Here is a 21,289-nt window from a genome sequence, read left to right as displayed (position 1 = left end):
CGTACAATGAGGCGGGACGTATCATGAGCGCGCCCGCGAAATCCTCTCAGGACAAGCCTTGCCCGATCTGCGGCAAGCCGGCGGTGGAGAAGTATCGCCCGTTCTGCTCGTCGCGCTGCGCCGATGTCGACCTGCACCGCTGGCTGAGCGGCAGCTACGCCATTCCGGCAGTGGAGGAGGACGACGAGGACGGCGACACCCCGCCGCTGGCGCCGGAACCGCCGCGGCGCGGCTGAGTAGCGTCGGAGCGGAAGCGTCTGGGGAAGACCGCTATTTTCCGCCTGGCGTCGTATGGACAGAGCGGAAACGAGACTCTATAACCCGCCCGCTCCGCACGGCCCTGGCCGTTGCCGGCTACGCCCAGGTAGCTCAGTTGGTAGAGCATGCGACTGAAAATCGCAGTGTCGGCGGTTCGACTCCGTCCCTGGGCACCATCCATTTCTCATCATATTGATAAATAAGGGTTTTTCGCCCTATTTTTCCCACCGGACAGGTGGGAATGATTTGGTGGGAAAGAACTATGTTCCGGATTTGACCGGGACGACGAGGTGCATGGCGTCGCCTGCGAGCTTCTTTCGGTTCGCCTTCTTCGTGTAGACGGCGGCCTGCTTCGGGCTTTCCCATCCATAGATCGCCATCAGCTGATGCTCCGTCGCGCCGTTGTCCGCTGCGATCGTGGCGCCGGCCTTGCGCAGGCCGTGGGCCGAGCACTGCGGAAGCCCAGCCGCGTCGCACCGGTCGCGAAACCAGTTGCCGAATCCGGCCTCAGTGAACGGCGCACCGAACTCGGTCACCAGGAAGGTGAGGTGATCGCCCGGCATGGCGTCGATGCTCTCCTGAAGCTGCGGCAGCACCGGCAGCTCCCGCTCCTTGAGGACGCGGCGTCGCCCCTTCATCTCGGTGAAGTGGATCTTGCCGTTGCGAATCATCTGCCGGCCGAAGGTGACTGCGTCGGAGCGGCGGGCGCCGGTGTACTGCAACAGATCCTTTGCCAGCCTGGCCTTGGTGCCAAGCGGCCAGCGGGCGTCGAACTGCTCGATCTCTTCAATGGTCCAGGTGTGGAACCCGTCCTTCGATCCCTCAAAATAGGGAACGTCGCGGGCATAGTTCACCCTGACGCCCGGTACCTCTTCCTCGATCGCCCATTTGAACACCTGGCGGAGGGCCTTTACCCGGCCATTTCCGGCCTCGGGATACTCTATCTTCCGATCGCGCAGTACCCGGATGGCTTTGACGCTGAGGCGATCATTCGGGAAGTCGCCATAGAGCGTGGATGCGCCGGGCTCGGTCGGCTCCTCGTAGATGCTTTCGAAGATCAGGCCGCGCACGTGCCGCGTCTGGTCGCCCAGCAGCAGGAACTCGGCGCACTCCTTGCGGTAGCGCTCGCACAGCCAGCGAAGGGTGTCCGGCTTCGGAGGCTTGCGATCCTTCCTCCCGACCGCGACCACGGGATCGGCGGGCTCAGCCTCGGCCTCCAATGCCGCGTCATAGGCGCGGCGAAACGCGGGCGTGCCGACCTCCTCGCGGATCCGGACCTTCTTGTGGCCCTTGCCGCGCCAGACGTAGATCCGCACGTTGCCGTGGCGGTCCAGATCCTCATAGAGGTATTTGTACCGTAGCTCCATTCTGCCCGTCAGGCCCTGCAATTTGCCCAGGGATCATAGCCCCCGGCGCCCTGCGCCGCCGCGCTCCTGGCAGCATCGCCCTTATCGGGGAGCGCGGAGAAGCATTCGTCAAGCCGGTGTCGATCCCACACCGTACGCGCATTGATAGACTTGGGCGGCGGCATGCGGCCATCCACAACCATGATGTCGAACATCGAGGGCGAAACGCCGACATAGGCCGCCGCCTCGATACGCGAGAGCCCGCGCGGCGGCAGGGACATGGGGAGCACCTGGTGACGGTGTTCGACACTCATGCTGCGACCTCATCGGTAGCGATGCTTTTGTTGATGCCCTCGACAAGCAGGGCGGCGGCCTGCCGAGCGCCGATCACCGGCACCGCGTTGCAAGGGCCTTTGATCTGGATGATGCGCCAGCCCTTGCCGAACGGCTGCAGCTCCATGGTCGCCACACGGCGCTCGCCGAGCGTGATCGAATAGATCCGACTCTTGCCGGTCATCACGTCGCGGACATAGGTGGAGACGCAGTGGCGCATCGCGGCGCCTTCCGTCCAGAGATCCTTGCCGGAACGCAACGCGGTGAAGCGGACGCCGTGCACATCGGCGCTCTCCGGCAGCGGCGTATAGTCAACCTGCTGCTCGAAACGAAAGCCGTGCTGATGCAGGAACTTCTCCTCGTTGCTGCGCTTGGCGAGTACCTGATGCCACTCCTCCATGGAGCCGAGGGCGGCCATCCAACTCCATTTCGGACTGAATCGGGTGGGCTCGCGCATAATGAAGTCCGTCAGATCTCGGACTTGTCGCTGCGGATGGTGCCCAGCCACGATTTCGCGGCTGAGGGCCAGGCCCGCCCAGCGCCGCATCTCTGGGCTCGCAAGCCGGGAACACCACTGCTCCCGGCCGCGCCACTCACGCATGGCGCGAAGCCATTCACTCTGATGGCGCGACTTCTCCGGCACCATCTGAGCGAGATCCGACGGCGCGATCTGACGCAGCATGAAGATGGTCGCGAAGCTCTCGCGGCAGACTGCCGAGCTACTGATGCGACGGATTGGCAAAGGCGCCTGCCATCTGGCAAGCAGATCCTTGAGGCGCGGCCCGGAGTGAACTGCTTCGCCGAAATGCCGGGAGATCATCATTCGCTCGGGGCGCGTCTTCGCCCAACCGCCAGCGGTGATGAAGGGGATGATTGCCGGCGCCTGTTCAAGATATTGGATGCCAAAGCGATGGCTGCGCGCCATCAGGCCGGCCAAGGTTTGCATGCCGCGATTGGACGGGAACAGCGCATGCGCTCGCGCGCCGGCTTCCTCGCGCCAGTCCTCGTTTACGAACAGAGTGCCGGGATCGTCATCACCGACCAGCATGGCCGGCCCTCTGTATGGCCGCCTGGCCAAGAGGCGTGTCGCCGAGCATGCCGAGCGCCTGCTTGTAGAGATCGACGATCGCTTCGTGCTCGGCGAGCTGGTCGGCGTCCTGCCTGCGGATGCGCAGGATAGTGCGCAGGGCCTTGGTGTCGAAGCCGTTGCCCTTTGCCTCGGCGAAGACATCCTTGATGTCGTCGGCAATGGTCTTCTTCTCCTCATCGAGGCGCTCGATGCGCTCGATGAAGGATTTCAACTGATCCCTGGCGAAGCCGGCAGCTGCATCGGACAGGGGTTGATCGTTCGGCTCGGGCTCCGGTGCGGGCATGCCGCGCGGGCCGACATCGCCCCATCGCTCGGTGGCGGATTTCTTTGCGCGCGCCATCTGCCAGCCCTCAGATGCGACGACGGCGCGGATGGCCGCCGGCGCCGACAAACAGGATGGCGCCGACGCAGCCGATGATGGCGGCGCCGGTGACGACGCCGAGCGCCATCAACTGGCCGACGGGCTGGCCCGTCGGGGCGATGATGTCGAGCGGGCCGGCCGCTGCGGCGGGACGCAGCGTGGCGACGATGAGGATGGCACCGACAGCAATGGCCGTGAGAAGCCAAAGCACCGCGGCGAGGCGGGCGGGGCCGGACATGCGCGGGAACAGCAGGCGGCGCGGAAATACGCTCGGCATGACAGCCTCCTGAGTGGTGAATGAAATTGGCCGGAGCGCGCGTTGGGGGATCGCGGGAGGAGTGCGACGCATGCTCCGGCCTGGCCCTGCGGCGGGCCGAGTTTGGGGAGCTAGGCGATGCGGCGCTCGGCGCGGGCGCGGACCGTCTGCAGCGCCTCGTCCTGCAACTCGTTCAGTGTCGGCAGCGACCAGCCGAGGGTGAGGAGATCGACATCCTTCACGTGACCCTCGCGGGCCACGACGTTCTCGATGTCCTGCGCGAGGTGCTGGACCTTCTCATTGTGCTCGGAGATCTCGCGCTCAGCGCGCTGCGCCGCGGTTTCGCGGCGGGCGGCGACCGGCTGGCCGGGCTTGAGGATGCGGTAGTTCGGTTCGGTGTGCGGCTGCATGGCCGAGTTCTCCCATCGGGTGGTTCGATGGAGAAAATGAAAGCATTGCTTTAAATCACGGTCAAGGCAAAATTAAAGCAATGCTTCAATCTGCAAGTCGACGATTGTGTGCGCACGAATCATTCGTTCTTGCATTGTTCTCGTTAAGGGAGTCAGAATGATACCGTAAATAGAGGGGACCAATGGATGGCCAAGCTTACCTATCACGTCGCGATGCCCTACCTGCCAACCGCCAAGGGCCGGTTGAAAGAGGGGGAAGCGCAGCCGGCCGCAAGCGCACTGCAGGCGAGGCGCATGGCGGAAGCGATGGCGAAGCGGGTAGGGGCGGCAGGTGGTGCGGTGGCCTTTTCAAAGACTGGCGATCCCGACCTTGGTGACTGGGAAGACGCTGTGGTGCTGGCGACGTTCGGAGAGGTGCCGATGCAGGTTGCGGATGCAGTTGGCGGCCGCCGGCGCGAATGGCCGGAGGCAATTCCGGCCTAGTTATCAGCGATCGCCAATAGAGTGGGCGCATTACTGGGTCGTGAACCAATAACCGGAACGGCCGAGATGAGTGGATTCCGGCCGTTCTGCTGTGTGGCTACACACAGCGAATCTCGATACGCCGTCATGCGGCGAATGCTCGCTCGACCTCGCTCGCAGGAAAATAACGAATGGCGAATGATGATCGCACCAAGATAATTCCCAGGAGAACGCCGGAATCTGCGGCCATGTCAGCGAACGTCAAACGAGCGATGGCGATCACCGCCATCCTCAACCGTTTGACGTTCGACGATGCGGATGAAGTCCGGGCCTTGTTCAGCGATCTCATCGGCAAGAAGGTGGACGACAGTTTTTTATTGATCCCGCCATTCTACACAGCCAACGGGGTCGATATTAGTGTCGGGCGCAATGTCTTCGTAAATCAGAATTGCACATTCTATGACCTCGGCGGGCTCGACATTGCCGACGACGTGATGATTGGGCCGAACGTGAGCATCATCACAACTGGGCATCCCATTGAACCTTCCCAGCGGCGCGCCTTCGTGATCGCAGAGCCCATCGCGATTGAGAAAAACGTCTGGATCGCAGCCGGCGCAACGATCATCGGCGGAGTGACGGTGGGCGAAAACTCTGTTGTTGCGGCGGGCTCCGTAGTCACCAAGGACGTGCCCGCGAATACCCTTGTCGGAGGAAACCCGGCGAGGATCATTCGTTCGATCGCCGACTGAGGAAGCGTCTGCCATGGGGTCGGGAGCTGTCTCGCCTATCGCGCGTCATACCTGCCGACGACGCGGTGGGCTGTAGGCCAATCGATCTTATCGACGTCGAAAAGCTTCGCTGGATTGTACTGCTCCAGCTTCCACTTGTCGTTCGTCCAGCCGACCAGGTTCTTGATCATGGCTTCCACCTCTCCGGCCTCGCCGAAGGGTGGGTGATCATAGAAAATGTGGATCTTATCGCGCGCGGTCGGCAGGCCAGGGTGCACCAGGGCCATATCGCCATGGTTGAAGGCCGGGCGCATCGAGTCACCGCTGATCAGCAACGCATAAGCATTGCGGACGCCCTCGAGGATAGACGGCCGCTTGACCGTCTCGATCTGCTCGAAACTGACGATCAGGTGGCCCTCGCCGCCCATTGCGGCAGCGAAAACAGGGAAGTCTCGCAAGCCGATAAGGTCTTCCGCGGGAATTGGGCGCTGAGCTTCGATTGTAGGCCGGGGCTCAACCAGCTGTGCGTCGCCTTTGCCGCTGGCCAACCACTCAAAGTCCACCGCAAATTGGCCCGCAATGGCCTGCAGGCGGTCGAGTTCCGGCTCAGTTAAGCCTCGCTCCCACTGCGAGACGGCTTGCGGCGTGACGCCGACCCGCTCACCAAACTCCGTTTGGTTGAGGCCAATCTGTTTCCGGATCTGACGAATTCGAGTGCCGCGCGACATGAAGCCGAGAGTAAAGCGCTCCTTTACATCAGGCGAGAAAGTGTCACTTGATTTTTGATTAAAGCACGGCTTAAATTCCGCAGCCATGGACACCCGCGACGAAGCGCTACTCAAAGCGATCACCCATTCGGAAACGTCGAGCGCCCTCGCGCTCGCGATTGGCGTGCGACCTCAAGCCATTTCGCAATGGAAACGCGTGCCGGTTGCACGCGTCCTGGCCGTCGAGGCCGCCACCGGCATCCCGCGCCACGAATTGCGGCCGGACATCTATCCGCCGCCGACAGTGCCGGACCGCCGGCTTGCCAGCAATTCCAACCTCTCAGAGGCCTTGCCATGATGAAGCGCGCGAACCCCGGTTCGGCGCACGACGCGCTCGTGCATCTGTTCGAAGCGATCGGCCGGACACATGGCGCCAATGGCGCGCCGACCGAAGGCCTGCCGCTGGCCGCCGATTTCCTTGGCGTGACACACTGGACGCTGCGCAAGCAGATCGACCCGGACCAGCCCAGTGATCTCGGCTTCGGCCGCGTTGCCATGCTCACCCGGCATTTCGGTTGCCCCGACGCGGCGCAGCACCTGGCGCTCGCCGCGGGCGGCGTTTTCGTGCCGATGCCGGACGGTGACGCCGGCAAGGTGGCGACGCTCTCTGCCGAAGTGATGCGCGAGACCGGCGAGGCCATCGCGCTGCTGTTCGCCGATATCTCCGAGGGCTCCGCCGGCGGCGCCGAACTGACGCCGGCCGAAGCGCGCGAGGCGGTGAAGCCGCTGGGCGAGGCACTGGCAAAGGTGGCCGACCTCTATGCGCTGGTGGCCGAGATCGCCGGCCGCCGCGGCAGGGGGTGAGGGCGCCATGAGCGATGATCGTCGACCTTCCATGCCGCGCATCGCCTGGCTGGAGCCGGCAGCCAGAACGCCGGAGCCGACCCTGCCGCCACGCCCGGAACCCGTCGAACTGTTCCGCCCGAGGAGCGCTTTCCGCGCGAAGATGTTGCCGGCCGCGGTGCCGGTTGTCCAAGCCATCGCTCGAGTGACGGATGGTGGCGTAACGCGTCTGGTGTTCCGGCTCGGCCCGCCGCCACTCCGGGTGGATTTCGATGACGATGATGAGGACGACACGCCGCCTTCGCCGGCGCCGAAGATCGAGGCGCCCCGCGACTGGCTGAGCGTCGCGGCGCGCCCAACGCGGCGCGGTTCGTTCGGTGTGCCGGTTGCGACGATCATCGCAGCTACCGCCGCATTCTATGATGTCGCTGTCGGCGACATCCTTGCGCGTCGACGCAGCGTGGGCGTTGTCCGGCCGCGCCAGGTGGCGATGTACCTGACCAAGGTGCTGACCACGCGCTCCTATCCCGACATTGGCCGCCGCTTCGGCGGGCGCGACCACACCACCATCCTGCATGGCGTCCGCAAGATCACGGGCCTGCTGACAACGAATGCCGCGCTCGCCGCAGATGTCAGCGCGCTGCTCGGTGCCCTGTCAGCGGTGAAGCCTGCCGAAGGCGAGACGCCGGAGGCGGGCCGATGAGATTTTCAGAATGCTGGCAGCTTGCCGGTGAGGATGAAAATGGCCGTCGTGTCGCTGGCGCCCAGGTCAACGAAGCGAACATCGACCGCTTCGCCGGTGTCGAGCATCAGGATCGCACTGCCGTCGTTTCGTGCCGCCACAACCGCCCAGGGCGCCGTGGCGAGAACCCCTTGCGTGACCGTTACGCCCTGTTGGGGGCCAGACGTGTGTCGATATATGGCAATTCGATAGGTGGCGACCGCGGATGCAGCTTCGCGCGTGAGAAGGGATCCCGTGCCGGACAGCGTTGCGAGGTGGTGCATAGCCCGTCCTCAAAAAGCCCAGGCGCGCCGATCTCGCCCCCGCGGTTATTGGTGTCGGGGAAACGACCCGCGAAGTTGTGGCGCGCCTGGGTAGAGTGGAATGGGGCTGCAGGGTCCCCATGCGGAAGTAACAGAACGCAGTCTGCAAGGTTCCCGAGGCCAAGAATTTTAGCCGTCAAGCAATTACTTGTTATTTCAAGGAATTGCAGCGCGGAAGCCGCTCGACTGGAGGGGCGTGACTTCGCAGCGGCAAAAAAATGGCGCCGCTCTCGGGGTAAGAGCGGCGCCTTGGTCCGGGCGACCGGGGTGCGAGACTTGGGGGGAGATTGTCGCCCTTACTACTGTGGATCCGTTGCGTTCGGTTATGTAACGCCGACCGCGAGGTCCGGTTCCACGCGATCAATCCTGTCGATGCGTCGTGATATCCCAGGCATCGATAACGATCGTGCTTTGGGGGGTGCGGCTCCATTCGATCCGCTCCGCCGCAATGCCTTCCAAGAATCTGCGATGGCGGCTGGAGAGCTTTCGCTCGGCCGCGCCCAGCGCTTCGACCGCGTCCTTGGTGACGAGGCAGTCGATATCGCGCGTGCCGTACTGGACGCGGAAGCGAAGGGCAGTTGCGGCGGGGTTCGTACCTGTCATTGCGACACCTATGGGGAGGTGAGTTGTGCCGGCTTAACGCCGCGATTTAAGGCGGGTTTCTTCACGATTTGTCGCACGTCGCGGATGGCCAGCGCGCGGAGGGCTGCGCCATGAGCGAGCGCGCCGCCTACCTCATCGCCGACCTGCCGCCGCGGCTGCGGTTCATGGTGGAAGAATGCCCAAGGCTGGGCTGCTGGCTTTGGATCGGCTCCACCAGCGGCACCGGACGCGGCGGCGGCTATGGCCGGGTGAAGTGGCAGGGCGTGACGCAGGCCGCTCACAAGGTGGTGTGGCGGCTTTCCGGCGGGCGGCTGCTGCGCCCGCGCGAGCAGCTGGATCACGAATGCAGGGTGCGCCGCTGCTGCAACCCGGCGCACCTCTCCCCGCTGTTCCAGAAGCGGAACATGAAGCTGGCCTATTCGCGCAAGCGGATGGCCGTGGTCGTGGCGGAGGCTGTGCGATGACAGCCATGGCCTTGATAAACCCAAGGGAAAACGAGACACCTCAAAAAGTCGAGCATCGCCACCTACTTGCTGTTGAATACTTCAAGGGCAGGATGAGTTGCCGGTTCGTCGATGGGCTGGCCGGGCGCAGCTCGGAACAAAGCAGACATCGCGATCTTCTTACCATCGTTGTCGAGCGTGCTTGCTGGATCGCTAAGAAGTCTCAAGTACATATCCGCCAGCGCCATTCTCTGAAGTGCATCTTCTCGAAGGGCAAGATTTGTGGTCGCCGACCTTGCGACAATCCGGATTGCCATAAAGGCAACTATCAAGGGTATAGCAAGCAATGCCGCCGCAGCAATGGCGTTGGTTGCAGAAATTGCACGAATTATATCAGAAAATGCCTCGTTGGCCCGATAGCAGAGGTAAATGACGCCAGCGCTTGCGGTCCACATGAATATAGAGGCTCCCCAAAAGCCACGCCTGTGCGCCGCGGCCTTCTTCTTCCATGTTTCTACAGGCTTTTCGAGCACAATTTTTGTAGCGAACGCCGCCTCAAGTGCATTGAAGCGCGCGCTTCTTTCACTTTCTATCTTCTCCCAGTTCAGGTGAGCTTGCTTACCATCGGCAATGTCGCCGCTGAGCGTCTTACTGAGATCTTTAACCTCACCTACCGCCGCACTAAGCATGGTCTTTTCGTCGGCATAAGCTTGGCTGACCAAGCTGGTAAATTCGTTCTCCGCGCGTTTGAGTTCTCCTGGAAGGCGAAACTCCGAGATATATGCTCGGCTTGCAGAAGCTGCCATTCCTGCGGCAGAGAGTGGCTGCAGCATCGGGGCGTTAGTGGAAGTCGGCCCAAAGGAAGCAAATATCTCGCAATAGGCAATAAGTATCTCGCCAATTGCTTCATTTCGACGTTCAGAGATCACTGCTTGTTCGGCATCGGACAAATCTCGTACCAATATTGGGCAAGGAGCGGTCAGCCGTTGTCCGTTATTGGCTATATGAGCGATCGCCTGGTCGATAAATTGACTTATGACTTCGGGAGTAAGCAAACGCTCCAAAGCGACGATGGCAAAAAGGTCTCGCAATCTTTGTCGCTGAGATGTGCGCATTTCGCCGGCGATCGGACTGGCAGTGGCGGTGAAATGTCTATGTGCAAAGTAGTTATGAAATATTGCGGGAATAGAGTTCTCGGCGGCGCCATCCATATTGCCAACTCCTCAGCATGCGCTAAGCGCGGATATGGTGCAGCAAATGACATAGCGTACGGATGTTATGCAACCACGAATTGCTCGGAGAGGCTTCGCAGTCGCGCTGGTTCCGCCGCAGAGAGCGTTGCGGCATGACAGGCCTCATCATCGACAGCTTCGCCGGCGGCGGCGGGGCATCCACCGGGATCGAATGGGCGCTTGGACGCTCGCCCGACATCGCGATCAATCACGATGCCGAGGCGCTATCCATGCACGCGGTGAACCACCCCGCGACACGGCACCTGAATTCCAACATCTGGCAGGTGGATCCCGACGAGGTGTGCGCCGGACGACCTGTGGATCTGCTGTGGGCATCGCCCGACTGCAAGCACCACAGCAAGGCCAAGGGCGGGCGCCCGCTGAAGCGCTCGATCCGCGACCTGGCGTGGGTGGTGGTGCTGTGGGCGAAGCGCGCGCGGCCCAAGGTGATCCTGCTGGAGAATGTCGAGGAGTTCCGTGACTGGGGGCCGCTGGTGCAGAAGACCGACGCCGAGGGGCGCCCGGTGCTCGATGCCGAAGGCAATCCCTTCATGGTGCCGTGCCCGGAACGGCGCGGGCAGACCTTCGACCGCTGGGTGAGCGAGCTGCGGAGGCTCGGCTACAAGGTGGAATGGCGCGAGCTGCGCGCCTGCGACTTCGGCGCGCCGACGGTGCGCAAGCGGCTGTTCCTGATCGCCCGGCGCGACGGGCGCAAGATCGTGTGGCCCAAGCCGACGCACGGCGCGCCGACCGATCCCGACGTGATCGGCGGGCGCAAGAAGCCCTGGCGGACCGCGGCGGAGATCATTGATTGGTCGCTGCGGTGTCCGTCGATTTTCGCCACATCGGCGGAGATCAAGCGCGATTTCGGCATCGCGGCCAAGCGCCCGCTGGCCGAGGCGACGATGGCGCGCATCGCCAAGGGGGTGAAGCGCTATGTGCTCGATGCGGCCGATCCGTACATTGTCGAGATGCACTCGCGATCGAGCGCAAATCGGTTGAGCGAGCCGCTCCGCACCGTCTCCACAAAGGCCACGCCCGGGCTCGTCGCCCCTTTCGTCACGAAATTCCACACCGGCGCGACCGGCCACGATCTGCGCGAGCCGTTCCATACGGTGACGGCGAACAGCTTCATCAAGCGGCCAGGCGGTGCTGCCCCCTTCGGTGTGGTCGAGCCGGTGCTGATGCCCTTTTCCAGCTATGGGCAGCAGGGCGGAGCCTCACGCCCTCTCGACGCGCCGCTGCACACCATCACGGCCAGCCGGAAGGACACCGACCAGATCGTTGCTGCGTTCCTCGCGCAGCACAACACCGACATGGTTGGCCACGATGCGCGCGAGCCAGTGTCGACCATCGTCGGCAAAGCCTGCACGCAGGCCGTCGTTTCGGCCGGCCTGCTGAACCTGAAGGGCAGCGACCGACGTGCGGCCGATGTCGATGCGCCGGCACCGACCATCTGCGCCGGCGGCGGGCATGTCGCCGAGGTGCGCGCCTTCCTGATGAAATACTATGGGGTTGATCAGGATCCGCGCCTCAAGGAGCCGTTGCACACGATAACGACGCGCGACCGGTTCGGTCTCGTCATCGTGCCAATCCGCGGCGAGCCCTTTGTGCTGGCCGACATCGGCATGCGCATGCTCACCTCGCGCGAGCTGTTCCGCGCGCAGGGCTTCCCCGACAGCTACATCATCGAGCACGGCTATGACGGTCAGCCGTTCACCGGCGAGGCGCAGAAACGCATGGTCGGCAACAGCGTGTCGCCGTACATGGCCAAGGCCCTGGTGCGGGCGAATTGCCTTGGACTGGAAGATGAGGCGCCGAAGGGGAGGCCAGCCGCCCGCGCAACGCACGCGCCGATCATGTCGGCTCCGCTGTTCGATGGAGCTCTTGCGTGAGGTTCCATCAACGTTTGCTACTTGAGCTTTTCGCCGGTCAACAGCAGATCGAGCAGTCGCGTCGCGTCGTAGATCTCATCGCGGTTGCCGCTTTCCGCCGCGTCCGCCAGCGTCATTATGGTGGCGTCGAGCACGAGGCGGTTTCGCTTCCCGTCGAAACGCGCGTTCAGCAGCTCATAGCTTTCGCGCAGCGTCCGCAGCGTCGTGCCATCGTTCAGCACGATCGGCGCGCTGAGCTCCATGTGCCAGTTCGGGTGCTGATCTCGTTCCATGCCGCCCAACAACGCGATACCTCCCGAAAAGTTTCGCGGCTGAATGCGCCGCCCGGGGTCGGGTTAACCGGGCGGCGCAATAGGCGGAAAGCGTGCGGGGTTGATCTACCCACCTCCCACAGTGGCGACAGTTGCACGGCCTACGCTTACACGCGTGGTCATTTGATGTGTGCGATGGGGAGGCCGGCATGAGTGTCGAAGCCTCCTATTGGGCGTGGCGGATCACCTCGCTGGCGCCGGGCGCCAAGCTGGTGCTGATGGCGCTCGCCGACTATGCGGACGAGGAGCATTGCTGCTGGCCGAGCCGGCGCATGCTGGCCGAGCGCAGCGTGCAGAGCCCGGAGACCGTCTCGCGCCGCCTGGCCGACCTTGAGAGCGCCGGGATGATCGAGCGGACGCCGCGGATCGGGCCGAATGGCGGGCGCACCAGCGACATGATCCGCCTGCTGATCTCTGCGCAAAAGGGCACCCCCCCTTGTCAGATTGACAAGGGCCCCCCTCGTCAATCTGACGAGGCCCCCCTTGTCACCCGTGACGAGGCCCCCTTGTCAGCTGTGACAACACAGGAACCGTCAATTGAACCGTCAATAGAAGAAACCCCCATGGCCCCCGAGGGGGGCGGAGCGGGGAAGGCGGATCATGGATCGGAAAGTGAAGCGGTGCCGGACACGCAGCTCGACGTGTTCATCGCCGCCTATGACCCGGATCCGGCCTTCAGCCGAAGCCGAACCAGATCGGCCTGGGCACGGCTGTCCGCCGTCGAGCGGGCCGAGGCCATTGCTGGCGCGCCGCGCTACCTCGACCACTGCCGCAGCAGCAAGCGGCGCAAGTGCGATCCACCGGCCTATCTGAACGATCGCCGCTGGAAACCCTTCCTCGGCCAGCCGGCCAAGGCCGAGCCGGTGACGCGCCCTGCTGAGGACGATCCGGTGAAGCGGGCGGTGCAGTGGGCGATGTGCGGCACCGATCGCGCCGATTGGGTGTTCGTCGCGGAAGGCTCGGATGCCTGGGCGGCATGGCAGGCGGCTTATCGGCAAGCCGGCTTCGGGCATCGCTTTACCATGGGCCGGCACGAGCTGGTGCGCAGCAATGATGGCGGCTGGGTGCAGAGCGAGCACAAGGGCCGCACCTTCCCGCGCCGCTATCCGCCGAGGGCCGACGCTGCCAGCACCGACCCGCCGCGCGGCATGACCGCGGACGATCACGACGTGCTGGCAGGCGGGATTTGAGGAGGCGAGGGACATGGCGAAGAAGGGTCGAAAGAGGAAGGCGGGAAACCGCACGGCGTCGGGTCAGCTGTCGCGCTCGATGTCGGCGATCCTTGAACGTGGCGAACGCGATCTCGCGATGATGCAGCCGCATCGCGCCTGGTTGCCAGAGGCGAGGCGGCTCGACCAGCGCGCCGAGAGTGAGCTCGGGCGCCTGCACCTTGCTGGCCATATCAGCGAGCCGCAGTGCGGGGCGGGCGAGCGCTGGCGTGGGATCGTCGCTGAGTATCGCCGCTTCCTCGCGTCGCCTGTCACATCGGGCTCGGCGCTTGGACAGATGGTGGCGAACAACGTCGGGCCGGATGATTGGCGGAGCGGGGAATCGGGCAAGTGCGAGCGGCCCGAGACGGACGAGGAAAAGCGCGCGCGGGTGCTCACACAGCACGGGGCAGCTCTGCGTGCGATCCCACGCAGTTCGTTCCTCGTGATGGAGGCTGTTGTCATCCTCGATCGCACCCTCGATCGGGCTCAGTTGCCGGCTTTGCAAATAGGCTTGTCGGCTCTTGCACAGCTGTGGAGGATGACTGACGACGTGCCTCGCAGCGTGCGTGGGAGCCGCACTGAGCGCCCTTCCTGGGGACATGACGAAAAAGAAGTCCGGATTGTCTATTCCAATCCTTGACGCTCTTTGCCAAATCAAACTACATCTGAGCGCACGAAATGGGATTGTCGAAGTTGTGCCCGGAGCGGAGACGCTGCCGGGCATTTTCATTTCGGTCAGTTGATGAAGCCGGCTATGTGCCCCTTATTCCACCGCGCCGGGGTGGATATTCAAGCCTGCCTAATTCAATCCAAGGCGTTCTAACTCTTAGGTATTCACCTAAGTGGGCAAACGACCTGAAAGTCAGGTCCGTAAAAAATCCGGGTCCTTCCCGGCCCCCATACGTATGCGGGCGGCGATAGTGCTTGGGTTTGCTAGTGGAACCGGAATTCGGAAGCCTAAACAACTAAAGACGACCTAAAGTCCAGGGGCTAAAGAGATGGACGAGGTGGTCTCCAAGGGCCAGTTCGCCGCTCTCGCAAACGTCTCGGCCGGGCGTGTTTCGCAGTGGATATCGGAGGGCAAGATTGCCGGCGAAGCCATCGTCGGCGAGGGGCGCTCGGCGAAGATCCGCGTTGTGGTCGCCATGGCGCAGCTCCGGCAGAAAATCGACATCGGCCAGCGCTTCGGCAACGGGCTGGATACCAATCTGGTCGCCGCGCCGGCGCCGATCGCCAGCTCGCCGCCGCCACCTGTCGGTGACCCGGTCGAGGAGCGGATCAAGCGCGAGCGGCTGCGGGAAATCGAGTTCCGCAACCGCGACGCCGCCGAAAAGGAGTTGGCCCGGCGCGGCGCCTATGTCCGCACGCGTGACGCCGCCGAGCAGATGGCCGGCCTGGTGGCCGCCATGTTGAACGTGTTCGAAGGTGCGCTGCCGGACTTCGCGACCGCCGTCGCCGCTCGCTTCCAGATCCCGCAGCGCGACGTGCTGCACCTACTGCGCGGCGAGATGCGCGGGGTGCGTGAGCGCGCTTCGCTATCCGCTCGCAAACGCATGGAGACGCTGCCGGCCGACGTCCTCGATGACATCGCCGGTGTCACCGACGAGCCGGAGGCGACGGAGCCGGGCACGACCTGACCGGAAGGCAGCATGTTGATCCACCTCGCCAATGCGGCGCACCTTGCGGCATGCGCCATGGCTGACGTGCTGGAGCCGCCGCCGCCAGTCGACTATCTAGCGTGGGCCGAGCGCAATATCGTGTTCTCGGAGCGCGAGAGCCAGTTCTCCGGCCCGTACAACCGGGCGCTATTCGGCTATTTCGACGAGATCCTGCGGGCGCTCGGTCCGGATGACCCCTGTCGCACCGTCTCGCTGGTGAAATCAGCGCAGCTTGGCGGCACGGTACTCGCCAACATCTTCGTCGGCGGCTCGCTGTCGATGGACCCGGGCGATGTGCTCTACGTCCACCCGACTGCGGACAATGCCGCCCGCTGGTCAAAGATGAAGTTGTCGCCGTTCTTGCGCGGCACGACGTGCCTCGCCGGCGTGTTCGACTCCAAGTCGCGAGATGGCTCGGATTCGGTACTCTACAAGGAACGCCGGGACGGCCGCGGCGCCATCCAGATATCCGGCGCCAACTCGCCGGCATCGCTTTCTCAGGTTACCATGCGCCGGCAGGTGCAGGATGACCTCGCGAAATGGGAGGTGAACGCCGCCGGCGACCCGGAATCGCAAGCCGACAGCCGATCTCGCGCCCATGAATTCGCGAAGATCTTCAAGGTCTCGACGCCACTTGTGATGCCGGGTTGCCGGATTACCCGCAATTTCGAGGCAGGAAGTCAGGAATATCCATACGTCCCATGCCCGCATTGCGCAGTGATGCAGGTGCTGGAATGGGACAATATGCTGGCCGACCTCAACGAGGCCAAGCCGGAGCTTGCGCACTTCACGTGCGTCGACTGCGGCGTCGAAATCGAGGAACATCACCGCCCGCAGATGCTGGCCGGCCTGGAATGGCGGGCACGCAACCCGGCGGCCAAGCGCGAGCATCGCTCGTTCTACATCTGGAGCGCCTATTCCTATCTCCAGAGCTGGGAGCGCATCGCCCGCGAGTGGCTGAAGGCCAAGGGCGACCCAGCGTCCGAGCAGACCTTCACCAACGACACCGTCGGCCTCGCCTATCGAGGGCTCGGCGAGGCGGTGCCATGGGAGACGCTGCGTGATCGGGCGGCGGAATCGTCCTACGCGAAGGGTACGCTGCCCGCGGGCGCACTGTTCGTCACCGTCGGCGTCGACTGCCAGTCCGACCGCGTCGAATGGCAGGCCGTAGCCTGGGGCCGCGAGCGCCGGCGCTGGATCGTCGATGCCGGCGTGATACCCGGCCACATCAGCGCCACCGGTTGCCAGGACAAGCTCGACGGGTTGCTGAAGCAGACTTGGCCGAACAGCGTCACCCGCCGCCTCGGCATCGACCTGCTGGCGATCGACGGCAACGCCTGGACAGAGGATGTCTGGTCCTGGGTTAAGCGCCACGCCTCATCGCGCGTCATTATGGTGCGCGGCCGTCACGAGGAGCACGTCCCGCTGCTGGAGCGGGTGAAGCGCGAGACCGACCGCGCCGGCCGCAAGCTGAGGTACTCGACGCGGTTCTATAATTTCGCGTCCTCGGTCCTGAAAATGGCGCTGTACCGCAACCTCGCCAAGACGGACCCGCTGGAGCGGGGCTTCATCGGCCTGCCGCGCGGCCTCGATGATGAATTCTTCCGCCAGATCACGGCGGAGCATCGCAAGCCGAAGCGCAAGCGCGACGGCTTCATCAAGTACGAATGGGTGAAGGACCCTAACCAGGCCAACGAGCAACTCGACACGCACCTGCAGGCAGAGACCGCGGCCAACCGGCTCGGACTTCGCGATCTGCCGGATGCGGTGTGGGACAAGGCAGAGGCCGAACGTGAGAAACCCCCCGAGGAAGTGCAAGGCGACCTCGAGGACCTTCTGCTGCGACCACTTCCGGCGGCTCCGCCCGAACCGCTGACGCCTGTACCGACACCGGCCGTGCTTCCGGCCGCACCCAGCTTTGCCCGCCCGCACAGCGGCGGCAGCTGGCACGATCGAGGATGAGATGGCATACACGCAGACCGATATCGACCGGCTGAAGGCTGCCATGGCCGCCGGCGTGCGCAAGGTCACCTATTCCGACGGCAAGTCGCATGAATTCTTCTCCATGGCGGAGATGCGGGCCCAGCTTGCCCGGATGGGGAACGAGGTTTCCGGCGCGGCCGCCTCCGGCGCGTCGCGCAGCGTCGTGCTTGTTCCCTGCCGGACCTGGTGAGGCGATGAACCCGCTCGATCGCCTCGTTTCCTGGGTGGCGCCGCAGGCTGGGCTTGCCCGGGTGCGCGCCCGCTCGGCGCTGACCCTGATCGATGGCGCGACGCGCTCCTATGAGGGCGCCAAGCGCCGCCGCGGCAATGGCAAGGCGCCTGGCACGTCGGCGAACGCCGAAATCGGCCCGGCGCACGTGGAATTACGCAATCGCGCCCGCAGCCTGGTGCGGAACAACCCGCACTGTGCCCGCGTGGTCGACATCCACACCGGCAATATCGTCGGTTCCGGCATCATCCCGGTGCCGAAGACGGGCTCCAAGCGCGCCAATGCGCAGGTCGCCGCGTTGTGGCGACAGTTCGTCGATACCTGCGACGCCGACGGCCAGCTCGATTTCTATGGCCTGCAGGCGATCGCCATGCGCGAAATGGTCGAGGCCGGCGAGGTGCTGGCCCGTTTCCGCCCGCGCCGGCCGAGCGATGGGCTTCCGGTGCCGCTGCAAGTGCAGATGCTCGAGGCGGATCACCTCGACAGCTCGCGCGACGGCCCGCTGCAGGGCGCGCGTACCATTCTCGGCGTCGAGTTCGACGCCATCGGCCGCCGCAGTGCCTATTGGCTCTATCCCGAGCACCCCGGCGAGCGCCGCCAGCTTCGTTCGCTGCGGAGCGTGCGGGTCGAAGCCGCGGATATACTGCATCTCTACCGCAAGCAGCGCGCCGGCCAGGTGCGCGGCGTCACCGCCTTCGCCCCCGTGGTGATGATGTCGCGCGATCTTGCCGACTTCCACGAGGCGGCCATCGTCAAGGCGCGGATCGAGGCCTGCTTCGCCGGCTTCGTGACCAATCCGGAGGGCGATAAAGTCACGGTTGGCACCTCCGCCGGCGACGATGCCGGTCAACGGGTGCAGACCATCGAACCCGGCATGCTCAACTATATGCAGCCGGGCGAGCAGGTCTCGTTCGCACAGCCGACCGCCTCGCCGGTGTTCGACAGCTTCATGATCCACACGCTGATGGCCATCGCCGTCGGCGCTGGCATCACTTACGACCAACTGACCGGCGACCTGCGGCAGGCGAATTATTCCAGCCTGCGCGCCGGCAAGATCGAGTTTCGCCGGCTCACCGAGCAGATGCAGCACCAGGTGTTCATCCCGATGTTCTGCGCCCCGGTGTGGCGGCGCTTCGTCGAGATGGCGGTGCTCGCCGGCAAGCTGCCTGCCCGCGAGGGTGGCTATCCGTGCGAGTGGATCACGCCGGCGAACGAGCCGATCGACCCGGTCAAGGATATGACCGCCGACATCCTGGCGGTGCGCTCCGGCCGCATGACCTTCGACCAATTCGTCGCCTCCTGGGGCAACGACCCGGCGACGCAGATCGCGGATATCAAGCGGATCAACGCTCTGTTCGATGCCGACGGCATCATTCTCGACATCGACCCCCGCAAGGTGGCCCGCACCGGCAACGCGCAGGCGACGCAGGGCGCGCCCGCCGCGCCGGACGACACGCAGGCCTGATTTTCAACCCATGGAGATGGTGATGAAGCGTTCCGCGCATCCGCGGACGACGCCGGACGGATTCGAGCCCGGCGCATCGGTCCAGCGTGGGGCGAGCGACGACATGCTCGCCCGCCTGGCGCCTACGACCTATGACGAGGGCGCCCGCACCGTCGACGCCATCTTCTCCACCGGCGCCCGCGTGCGGCGCTGGGGCATCTTCGAAGAATTGGCGATTTCGGCGGATGCCATCGACATCCGTCGGGTTGAGCAGGGCCAGGTTCGCCTGCTCGACACCCACGATTCCTCGTCGATCGACAAGGTGCTCGGCGTCGTCACGTCGGCCCGCGTCACCAATGGCCAGCTGGTCGGCAGCATCCGCTTTTCCGACACCGAGGCCGGCCGCCGCGCCGAAGCCATGGTGGCAAGCGGCGACCTCGTCGGCATCTCGGTCGGCTACCGCGTCACCACGTGGACCCTCACCGCGGTCGAGAACAACCAGGAGATCTGGCGGGCCGACCGCTGGGAGCTCCTCGAGGTCTCGCTCGTGGCCATTCCCGCCGACCCCGGCGCGATGGTCCGCAACGAATCCACCGATCCGTCCCGGGCTTCGGCCCATATTGAGGAGAGCGACGACATGCGTCGTAATGTGACCCCGGCGACGCCAACCGTCGCTCCGCTTGCTGCCCCGTCGCCGGCCCCGGCGCCGGAGGTTCGTGCCGTCCCGGCGGCGCCTGCCGCTCCGTCCATCGAGGACGCGGTGCGTGCCGAGCGTGCCCGTGTCGCCGAGATCACCACCATCGGCCGCGCCCACGGCATGGCGGATGCTGCCGTGACTGCCGCGATCAATGCCGGCACCAGCATTGATGCCTTCCGCGGCATCGTGCTCGACGATCTCGCCGCCCGCTCCGAGCGCACAACCATCGTCAACGCCCATATCGGCCGTTCCGCCGAGAACCCGGAGGTGCGCGGCCCGTTGCTGCGCGAGGCTCTCGTCGCCCGCATGCAGGAATCGTCCGGCCAGCGGTCGACGCCGTCGGACGCTGCCCGCCAGTATATGGGCCATTCGCTGTCCGAGATGGCTGCGGTGGCCATCAATGCGCGCTCCATGCCCCGCACCGCGCGCGAGCGCATCGAGGTGTTCGAGCGCGCCTTCCACACCACCAGCGATTTCCCGATCATCTTCTCCGGCGCCATAAATGCTCGCCTGGAAGCCCGATATGTGATCGCGGAGCCGACCTACCGGCGTCTTGCCCGCCAGCAGAATTTCAATGACTTCCGTCCGCACGACGTGATCCGCCCGGGCGATTTCCCGACGCTTCTGCCGCTCAGCCAGGCAGGTGAGATCCAGTACGGCACCTTCGGGGAGAAGAAGGAAAGTGTGATCGTGGTGCCCTACGGCATCGCCATCAACTTCACCCGCCAGATGCTGGTGAACGACAATCTCGGTGCAATCGACGAGGTGATCTCCAACCAGGGCACCATGGTCGCGCAGTTCGAGGACACCACTTTCTTCGCCATGAAGGCGGTGAATTCCGGCGCCGGCCCAACCTTGCTGGAAGACAGCACCGCGGTGTTCCACACCAATCACGGCAACCTTGCCGCTTCCGTGGCGGCCATCAATGTGACCTCGGTTTCGCTTGGCCGTGCAGCGCTGCGCAAACAGAAGTCGCTCGGCGGCCAGCCAATCGACCAGGCGCCGCGCATCCTCCTCGTGGGCCCGGACAAGGAAGGCGAGGCCGAGCAATTCACGGCGCCGCTGCAGGCGACCCAGCAGTCCAACGTCAGCATCTTCTCGGGCAAGCTCGAGACGGTGGTGTCGAACAAGATCACCGGCAACGCCTGGGAGCTCTATGTCGACCCGACCTTCGGTGCGAACTGGCAGTGGGGCCTGCTTGACGGCTACACCGCGCCGCGCATCCGCGTCGATGAGCCTTTCGGCATCCAGGGCTTGGCGGTGAGCGTCGAGCACGACTTCGGCTGCGGTGCGGTCGACTTCCGTCGCGGCTACCGCAACACCGGCGCCTGATCCCCGCACCTCACGCGGCTGAATCTCCGGGCGGTGCGTACGGCGCTGCCGCTCTCCCTCTTTGGCTGGAGCCATCCCCATGAAGACCTATCTCGGCAAGGGCGACACCGTCGACCTCACCGCTCCGTCCGGAGGCGTCGTCAGTGGCGTCGCCTATCTCCTCGGCGTGCTCGTGGCCGTCGCCAATGTCACGGCTGCACAGGGTGTCACCGTCGCCTTCTCCCGCTCCGGCGTCTTCACGCTGCCGAAGGCGACCGGCCAGACCTGGACCGAAGGCGCGGTGCTCTATTGGGACAATACCGCGAAGAACTTCACCACCACGGCATCGAGCAACACCAAAGCCGGCGTAGCGCTCGCCGCGGCGGCCTCCGGCGACACCAGCGGCAAGGTGCTGCTGCCCGGCATCGTCTGAG

27 protein-coding genes and 1 tRNA gene are annotated in these 21,289 nt (G+C 64.5%); 17 read left to right on the top strand and 11 right to left on the bottom strand.

Annotated features, from left to right (window positions below; translation table 11 throughout):
* Positions 1–23: 23 nt before the first annotated feature.
* On the top strand, positions 24–236 hold the full coding sequence (gene yacG / locus G3545_RS14275) for a DNA gyrase inhibitor YacG (protein ID WP_170013662.1): 213 nt from the start codon (positions 24–26) through the stop codon (positions 234–236).
* Positions 237–358: 122 nt separating this feature from the next.
* A tRNA-Phe gene (locus tag G3545_RS14270) sits at positions 359–434 on the top strand.
* An 84-nt stretch (positions 435–518) separates the two neighbouring features.
* Here the strand turns inward: G3545_RS14270 and G3545_RS14265 are convergent.
* From G3545_RS14265 to G3545_RS14240, 6 genes are all read right to left on the bottom strand, one after another.
* On the bottom strand, positions 519–1,625 hold the full coding sequence (locus tag G3545_RS14265) for a tyrosine-type recombinase/integrase (protein ID WP_170013660.1): 1,107 nt from the start codon (positions 1,623–1,625) through the stop codon (positions 519–521).
* Positions 1,626–1,633: 8 nt separating this feature from the next.
* Positions 1,634–1,918: a hypothetical protein gene (locus tag G3545_RS14260; protein WP_170013658.1), complete on the bottom strand. Its 285-nt coding sequence runs from the start codon at positions 1,916–1,918 to the stop codon at positions 1,634–1,636.
* A complete protein-coding gene (locus G3545_RS14255; RefSeq protein ID WP_170013656.1) occupies positions 1,915–2,985 on the bottom strand; it encodes a PcfJ domain-containing protein in 1,071 nt (356 codons plus the stop codon). Before G3545_RS14255 ends, G3545_RS14260 begins: the two co-directional genes overlap by 4 nt.
* Complete coding sequence (locus G3545_RS14250) at positions 2,972–3,310, bottom strand: DUF2312 domain-containing protein (protein WP_170018080.1); 339 nt, start codon at positions 3,308–3,310, stop codon at positions 2,972–2,974. Before G3545_RS14250 ends, G3545_RS14255 begins: the two co-directional genes overlap by 14 nt.
* A 67-nt stretch (positions 3,311–3,377) precedes the next feature.
* Positions 3,378–3,665, bottom strand: coding sequence for a hypothetical protein (locus tag G3545_RS14245; RefSeq protein WP_170013654.1), 288 nt, complete (start codon positions 3,663–3,665; stop codon positions 3,378–3,380).
* Between the two features lie 110 nt (positions 3,666–3,775).
* Positions 3,776–4,054: a hypothetical protein gene (locus G3545_RS14240; protein WP_170013652.1), complete on the bottom strand. Its 279-nt coding sequence runs from the start codon at positions 4,052–4,054 to the stop codon at positions 3,776–3,778.
* Positions 4,055–4,240: 186 nt separating this feature from the next.
* Between G3545_RS14240 and G3545_RS14235 the strand changes: the two genes are divergently transcribed.
* A complete protein-coding gene (locus G3545_RS14235; protein ID WP_206151429.1) occupies positions 4,241–4,537 on the top strand; it encodes a hypothetical protein in 297 nt (98 codons plus the stop codon).
* A gap of 170 nt (positions 4,538–4,707) precedes the next feature.
* Positions 4,708–5,265 (top strand): sugar O-acetyltransferase, encoded by a 558-nt coding sequence (locus G3545_RS14230; RefSeq protein WP_170013650.1) that lies wholly within the window; start codon positions 4,708–4,710, stop codon positions 5,263–5,265.
* A gap of 35 nt (positions 5,266–5,300) precedes the next feature.
* On the opposite strand, the gene G3545_RS14225 is transcribed toward G3545_RS14230, so the two are convergent.
* Positions 5,301–6,059 carry a helix-turn-helix domain-containing protein gene (locus G3545_RS14225; protein ID WP_170013648.1) on the bottom strand — a complete coding sequence of 253 codons (759 nt, stop codon included), beginning with the start codon at positions 6,057–6,059 and terminating at the stop codon, positions 5,301–5,303.
* Here G3545_RS14225 and G3545_RS14220 point away from each other — a divergent pair.
* From G3545_RS14220 to G3545_RS29910, 3 genes are read left to right on the top strand one after another with little or no spacing between them, the layout of a single operon-like run.
* Positions 6,058–6,309, top strand: a complete 252-nt coding sequence (locus G3545_RS14220; protein WP_170013646.1) for a Cro/CI family transcriptional regulator — start codon at positions 6,058–6,060, stop codon at positions 6,307–6,309. The two genes, G3545_RS14225 and G3545_RS14220, sit on opposite strands and share 2 nt — an antisense overlap.
* On the top strand, positions 6,306–6,815 hold the full coding sequence (locus tag G3545_RS14215; protein WP_170013644.1) for a phage regulatory CII family protein: 510 nt from the start codon (positions 6,306–6,308) through the stop codon (positions 6,813–6,815). Before G3545_RS14220 ends, G3545_RS14215 begins: the two co-directional genes overlap by 4 nt.
* Complete coding sequence (locus G3545_RS29910; protein ID WP_170013642.1) at positions 6,772–7,497, top strand: helix-turn-helix domain-containing protein; 726 nt, start codon at positions 6,772–6,774, stop codon at positions 7,495–7,497. Before G3545_RS14215 ends, G3545_RS29910 begins: the two co-directional genes overlap by 44 nt.
* A 5-nt stretch (positions 7,498–7,502) precedes the next feature.
* Here the strand turns inward: G3545_RS29910 and G3545_RS14205 are convergent, their stop codons facing one another.
* Together G3545_RS14205 and G3545_RS14200 are read right to left on the bottom strand one after the other, a co-directional pair.
* Entirely contained in the window at positions 7,503–7,799 is a 297-nt protein-coding gene (locus tag G3545_RS14205) for a hypothetical protein (RefSeq protein WP_170013640.1), read from the bottom strand.
* Between the two features lie 399 nt (positions 7,800–8,198).
* On the bottom strand, positions 8,199–8,441 hold the full coding sequence (locus G3545_RS14200; protein WP_170013638.1) for a hypothetical protein: 243 nt from the start codon (positions 8,439–8,441) through the stop codon (positions 8,199–8,201).
* Between the two features lie 110 nt (positions 8,442–8,551).
* On the opposite strand from G3545_RS14200, the gene G3545_RS14195 reads away from it, so the two are divergent.
* Entirely contained in the window at positions 8,552–8,905 is a 354-nt protein-coding gene (locus G3545_RS14195; protein ID WP_170013636.1) for an HNH endonuclease, read from the top strand.
* A 62-nt stretch (positions 8,906–8,967) separates the two neighbouring features.
* Here the strand turns inward: G3545_RS14195 and G3545_RS14190 are convergent, their stop codons facing one another.
* Positions 8,968–10,095 carry a DUF6161 domain-containing protein gene (locus G3545_RS14190; RefSeq protein ID WP_170013635.1) on the bottom strand — a complete coding sequence of 376 codons (1,128 nt, stop codon included), beginning with the start codon at positions 10,093–10,095 and terminating at the stop codon, positions 8,968–8,970.
* 134 nt (positions 10,096–10,229) lie between these two features.
* On the opposite strand from G3545_RS14190, the gene G3545_RS14185 reads away from it, so the two are divergent.
* Entirely contained in the window at positions 10,230–12,011 is a 1,782-nt protein-coding gene (locus tag G3545_RS14185) for a DNA cytosine methyltransferase (protein WP_170013633.1), read from the top strand.
* A 17-nt stretch (positions 12,012–12,028) separates the two neighbouring features.
* Here the strand turns inward: G3545_RS14185 and G3545_RS14180 are convergent, their stop codons facing one another.
* On the bottom strand, positions 12,029–12,295 hold the full coding sequence (locus G3545_RS14180; protein WP_170013631.1) for a hypothetical protein: 267 nt from the start codon (positions 12,293–12,295) through the stop codon (positions 12,029–12,031).
* A 176-nt stretch (positions 12,296–12,471) separates the two neighbouring features.
* On the opposite strand from G3545_RS14180, the gene G3545_RS14175 reads away from it, so the two are divergent.
* The 8 genes from G3545_RS14175 (at position 12,472) to G3545_RS14140 (ending at position 21,288) form a co-directional block, all read left to right on the top strand.
* Positions 12,472–13,512, top strand: a complete 1,041-nt coding sequence (locus G3545_RS14175) for a helix-turn-helix domain-containing protein (RefSeq protein WP_281411719.1) — start codon at positions 12,472–12,474, stop codon at positions 13,510–13,512.
* A 13-nt stretch (positions 13,513–13,525) separates the two neighbouring features.
* The gene (locus tag G3545_RS14170; protein ID WP_170013627.1) at positions 13,526–14,173 is read left to right on the top strand and encodes a hypothetical protein; all 648 of its coding nucleotides are present in this window, start codon (positions 13,526–13,528) and stop codon (positions 14,171–14,173) included.
* Between the two features lie 358 nt (positions 14,174–14,531).
* On the top strand, positions 14,532–15,170 hold the full coding sequence (locus tag G3545_RS14165; protein ID WP_170013625.1) for a hypothetical protein: 639 nt from the start codon (positions 14,532–14,534) through the stop codon (positions 15,168–15,170).
* Between the two features lie 12 nt (positions 15,171–15,182).
* Complete coding sequence (locus tag G3545_RS14160; protein ID WP_170013623.1) at positions 15,183–17,153, top strand: terminase gpA endonuclease subunit; 1,971 nt, start codon at positions 15,183–15,185, stop codon at positions 17,151–17,153.
* A gap of 1 nt (position 17,154) precedes the next feature.
* A complete protein-coding gene (locus G3545_RS14155) occupies positions 17,155–17,364 on the top strand; it encodes a hypothetical protein (protein ID WP_170013621.1) in 210 nt (69 codons plus the stop codon).
* A 4-nt stretch (positions 17,365–17,368) separates the two neighbouring features.
* The gene (locus tag G3545_RS14150) at positions 17,369–18,868 is read left to right on the top strand and encodes a phage portal protein (protein WP_170013619.1); all 1,500 of its coding nucleotides are present in this window, start codon (positions 17,369–17,371) and stop codon (positions 18,866–18,868) included.
* A 22-nt stretch (positions 18,869–18,890) separates the two neighbouring features.
* Positions 18,891–20,876 (top strand): prohead protease/major capsid protein fusion protein, encoded by a 1,986-nt coding sequence (locus G3545_RS14145; protein ID WP_170013617.1) that lies wholly within the window; start codon positions 18,891–18,893, stop codon positions 20,874–20,876.
* A 79-nt stretch (positions 20,877–20,955) separates the two neighbouring features.
* Positions 20,956–21,288 (top strand): DUF2190 family protein, encoded by a 333-nt coding sequence (locus G3545_RS14140; RefSeq protein WP_170013615.1) that lies wholly within the window; start codon positions 20,956–20,958, stop codon positions 21,286–21,288.
* The last annotated feature ends 1 nt before the right edge of the window (position 21,289 follow it).

The sequence above is a fragment of the Starkeya sp. ORNL1 genome, assembly GCF_012971745.1.
Taxonomy (GTDB): Bacteria; Pseudomonadota; Alphaproteobacteria; order Rhizobiales; family Xanthobacteraceae; genus Ancylobacter.
Note: the sequence above shows the minus strand (reverse complement) of the source record. Positions and strands in the feature narration are given on the sequence as shown.

What these genes read in the sequence shown, in the direction of transcription:
- yacG (WP_170013662.1), top strand. Translation starts at nt 24, where the DNA reads ATGAGCGCGCCCGCGAAATCCTCTCAGGACAAGCCTTGCCCGATCTGC.
- G3545_RS14265 (WP_170013660.1), bottom strand. Translation starts at nt 1,625, where the DNA reads ATGGAGCTACGGTACAAATACCTCTATGAGGATCTGGACCGCCACGGC.
- G3545_RS14260 (WP_170013658.1), bottom strand. Translation starts at nt 1,918, where the DNA reads ATGAGTGTCGAACACCGTCACCAGGTGCTCCCCATGTCCCTGCCGCCG.
- G3545_RS14255 (WP_170013656.1), bottom strand. Translation starts at nt 2,985, where the DNA reads ATGCTGGTCGGTGATGACGATCCCGGCACTCTGTTCGTAAACGAGGAC.
- G3545_RS14250 (WP_170018080.1), bottom strand. Translation starts at nt 3,310, where the DNA reads ATGCCCGCACCGGAGCCCGAGCCGAACGATCAACCCCTGTCCGATGCA.
- G3545_RS14245 (WP_170013654.1), bottom strand. Translation starts at nt 3,665, where the DNA reads ATGCCGAGCGTATTTCCGCGCCGCCTGCTGTTCCCGCGCATGTCCGGC.
- G3545_RS14240 (WP_170013652.1), bottom strand. Translation starts at nt 4,054, where the DNA reads ATGCAGCCGCACACCGAACCGAACTACCGCATCCTCAAGCCCGGCCAG.
- G3545_RS14235 (WP_206151429.1), top strand. Translation starts at nt 4,241, where the DNA reads ATGGCCAAGCTTACCTATCACGTCGCGATGCCCTACCTGCCAACCGCC.
- G3545_RS14230 (WP_170013650.1), top strand. Translation starts at nt 4,708, where the DNA reads ATGGCGAATGATGATCGCACCAAGATAATTCCCAGGAGAACGCCGGAA.
- G3545_RS14220 (WP_170013646.1), top strand. Translation starts at nt 6,058, where the DNA reads ATGGACACCCGCGACGAAGCGCTACTCAAAGCGATCACCCATTCGGAA.
- G3545_RS14225 (WP_170013648.1), bottom strand. Translation starts at nt 6,059, where the DNA reads ATGGCTGCGGAATTTAAGCCGTGCTTTAATCAAAAATCAAGTGACACT.
- G3545_RS14215 (WP_170013644.1), top strand. Translation starts at nt 6,306, where the DNA reads ATGATGAAGCGCGCGAACCCCGGTTCGGCGCACGACGCGCTCGTGCAT.
- G3545_RS29910 (WP_170013642.1), top strand. Translation starts at nt 6,772, where the DNA reads ATGCGCTGGTGGCCGAGATCGCCGGCCGCCGCGGCAGGGGGTGAGGGC.
- G3545_RS14205 (WP_170013640.1), bottom strand. Translation starts at nt 7,799, where the DNA reads ATGCACCACCTCGCAACGCTGTCCGGCACGGGATCCCTTCTCACGCGC.
- G3545_RS14200 (WP_170013638.1), bottom strand. Translation starts at nt 8,441, where the DNA reads ATGACAGGTACGAACCCCGCCGCAACTGCCCTTCGCTTCCGCGTCCAG.
- G3545_RS14195 (WP_170013636.1), top strand. Translation starts at nt 8,552, where the DNA reads ATGAGCGAGCGCGCCGCCTACCTCATCGCCGACCTGCCGCCGCGGCTG.
- G3545_RS14190 (WP_170013635.1), bottom strand. Translation starts at nt 10,095, where the DNA reads ATGGATGGCGCCGCCGAGAACTCTATTCCCGCAATATTTCATAACTAC.
- G3545_RS14185 (WP_170013633.1), top strand. Translation starts at nt 10,230, where the DNA reads ATGACAGGCCTCATCATCGACAGCTTCGCCGGCGGCGGCGGGGCATCC.
- G3545_RS14175 (WP_281411719.1), top strand. Translation starts at nt 12,472, where the DNA reads ATGAGTGTCGAAGCCTCCTATTGGGCGTGGCGGATCACCTCGCTGGCG.
- G3545_RS14170 (WP_170013627.1), top strand. Translation starts at nt 13,526, where the DNA reads ATGGCGAAGAAGGGTCGAAAGAGGAAGGCGGGAAACCGCACGGCGTCG.
- G3545_RS14165 (WP_170013625.1), top strand. Translation starts at nt 14,532, where the DNA reads ATGGACGAGGTGGTCTCCAAGGGCCAGTTCGCCGCTCTCGCAAACGTC.
- G3545_RS14160 (WP_170013623.1), top strand. Translation starts at nt 15,183, where the DNA reads ATGTTGATCCACCTCGCCAATGCGGCGCACCTTGCGGCATGCGCCATG.
- G3545_RS14155 (WP_170013621.1), top strand. Translation starts at nt 17,155, where the DNA reads ATGGCATACACGCAGACCGATATCGACCGGCTGAAGGCTGCCATGGCC.
- G3545_RS14150 (WP_170013619.1), top strand. Translation starts at nt 17,369, where the DNA reads ATGAACCCGCTCGATCGCCTCGTTTCCTGGGTGGCGCCGCAGGCTGGG.
- G3545_RS14145 (WP_170013617.1), top strand. Translation starts at nt 18,891, where the DNA reads ATGAAGCGTTCCGCGCATCCGCGGACGACGCCGGACGGATTCGAGCCC.
- G3545_RS14140 (WP_170013615.1), top strand. Translation starts at nt 20,956, where the DNA reads ATGAAGACCTATCTCGGCAAGGGCGACACCGTCGACCTCACCGCTCCG.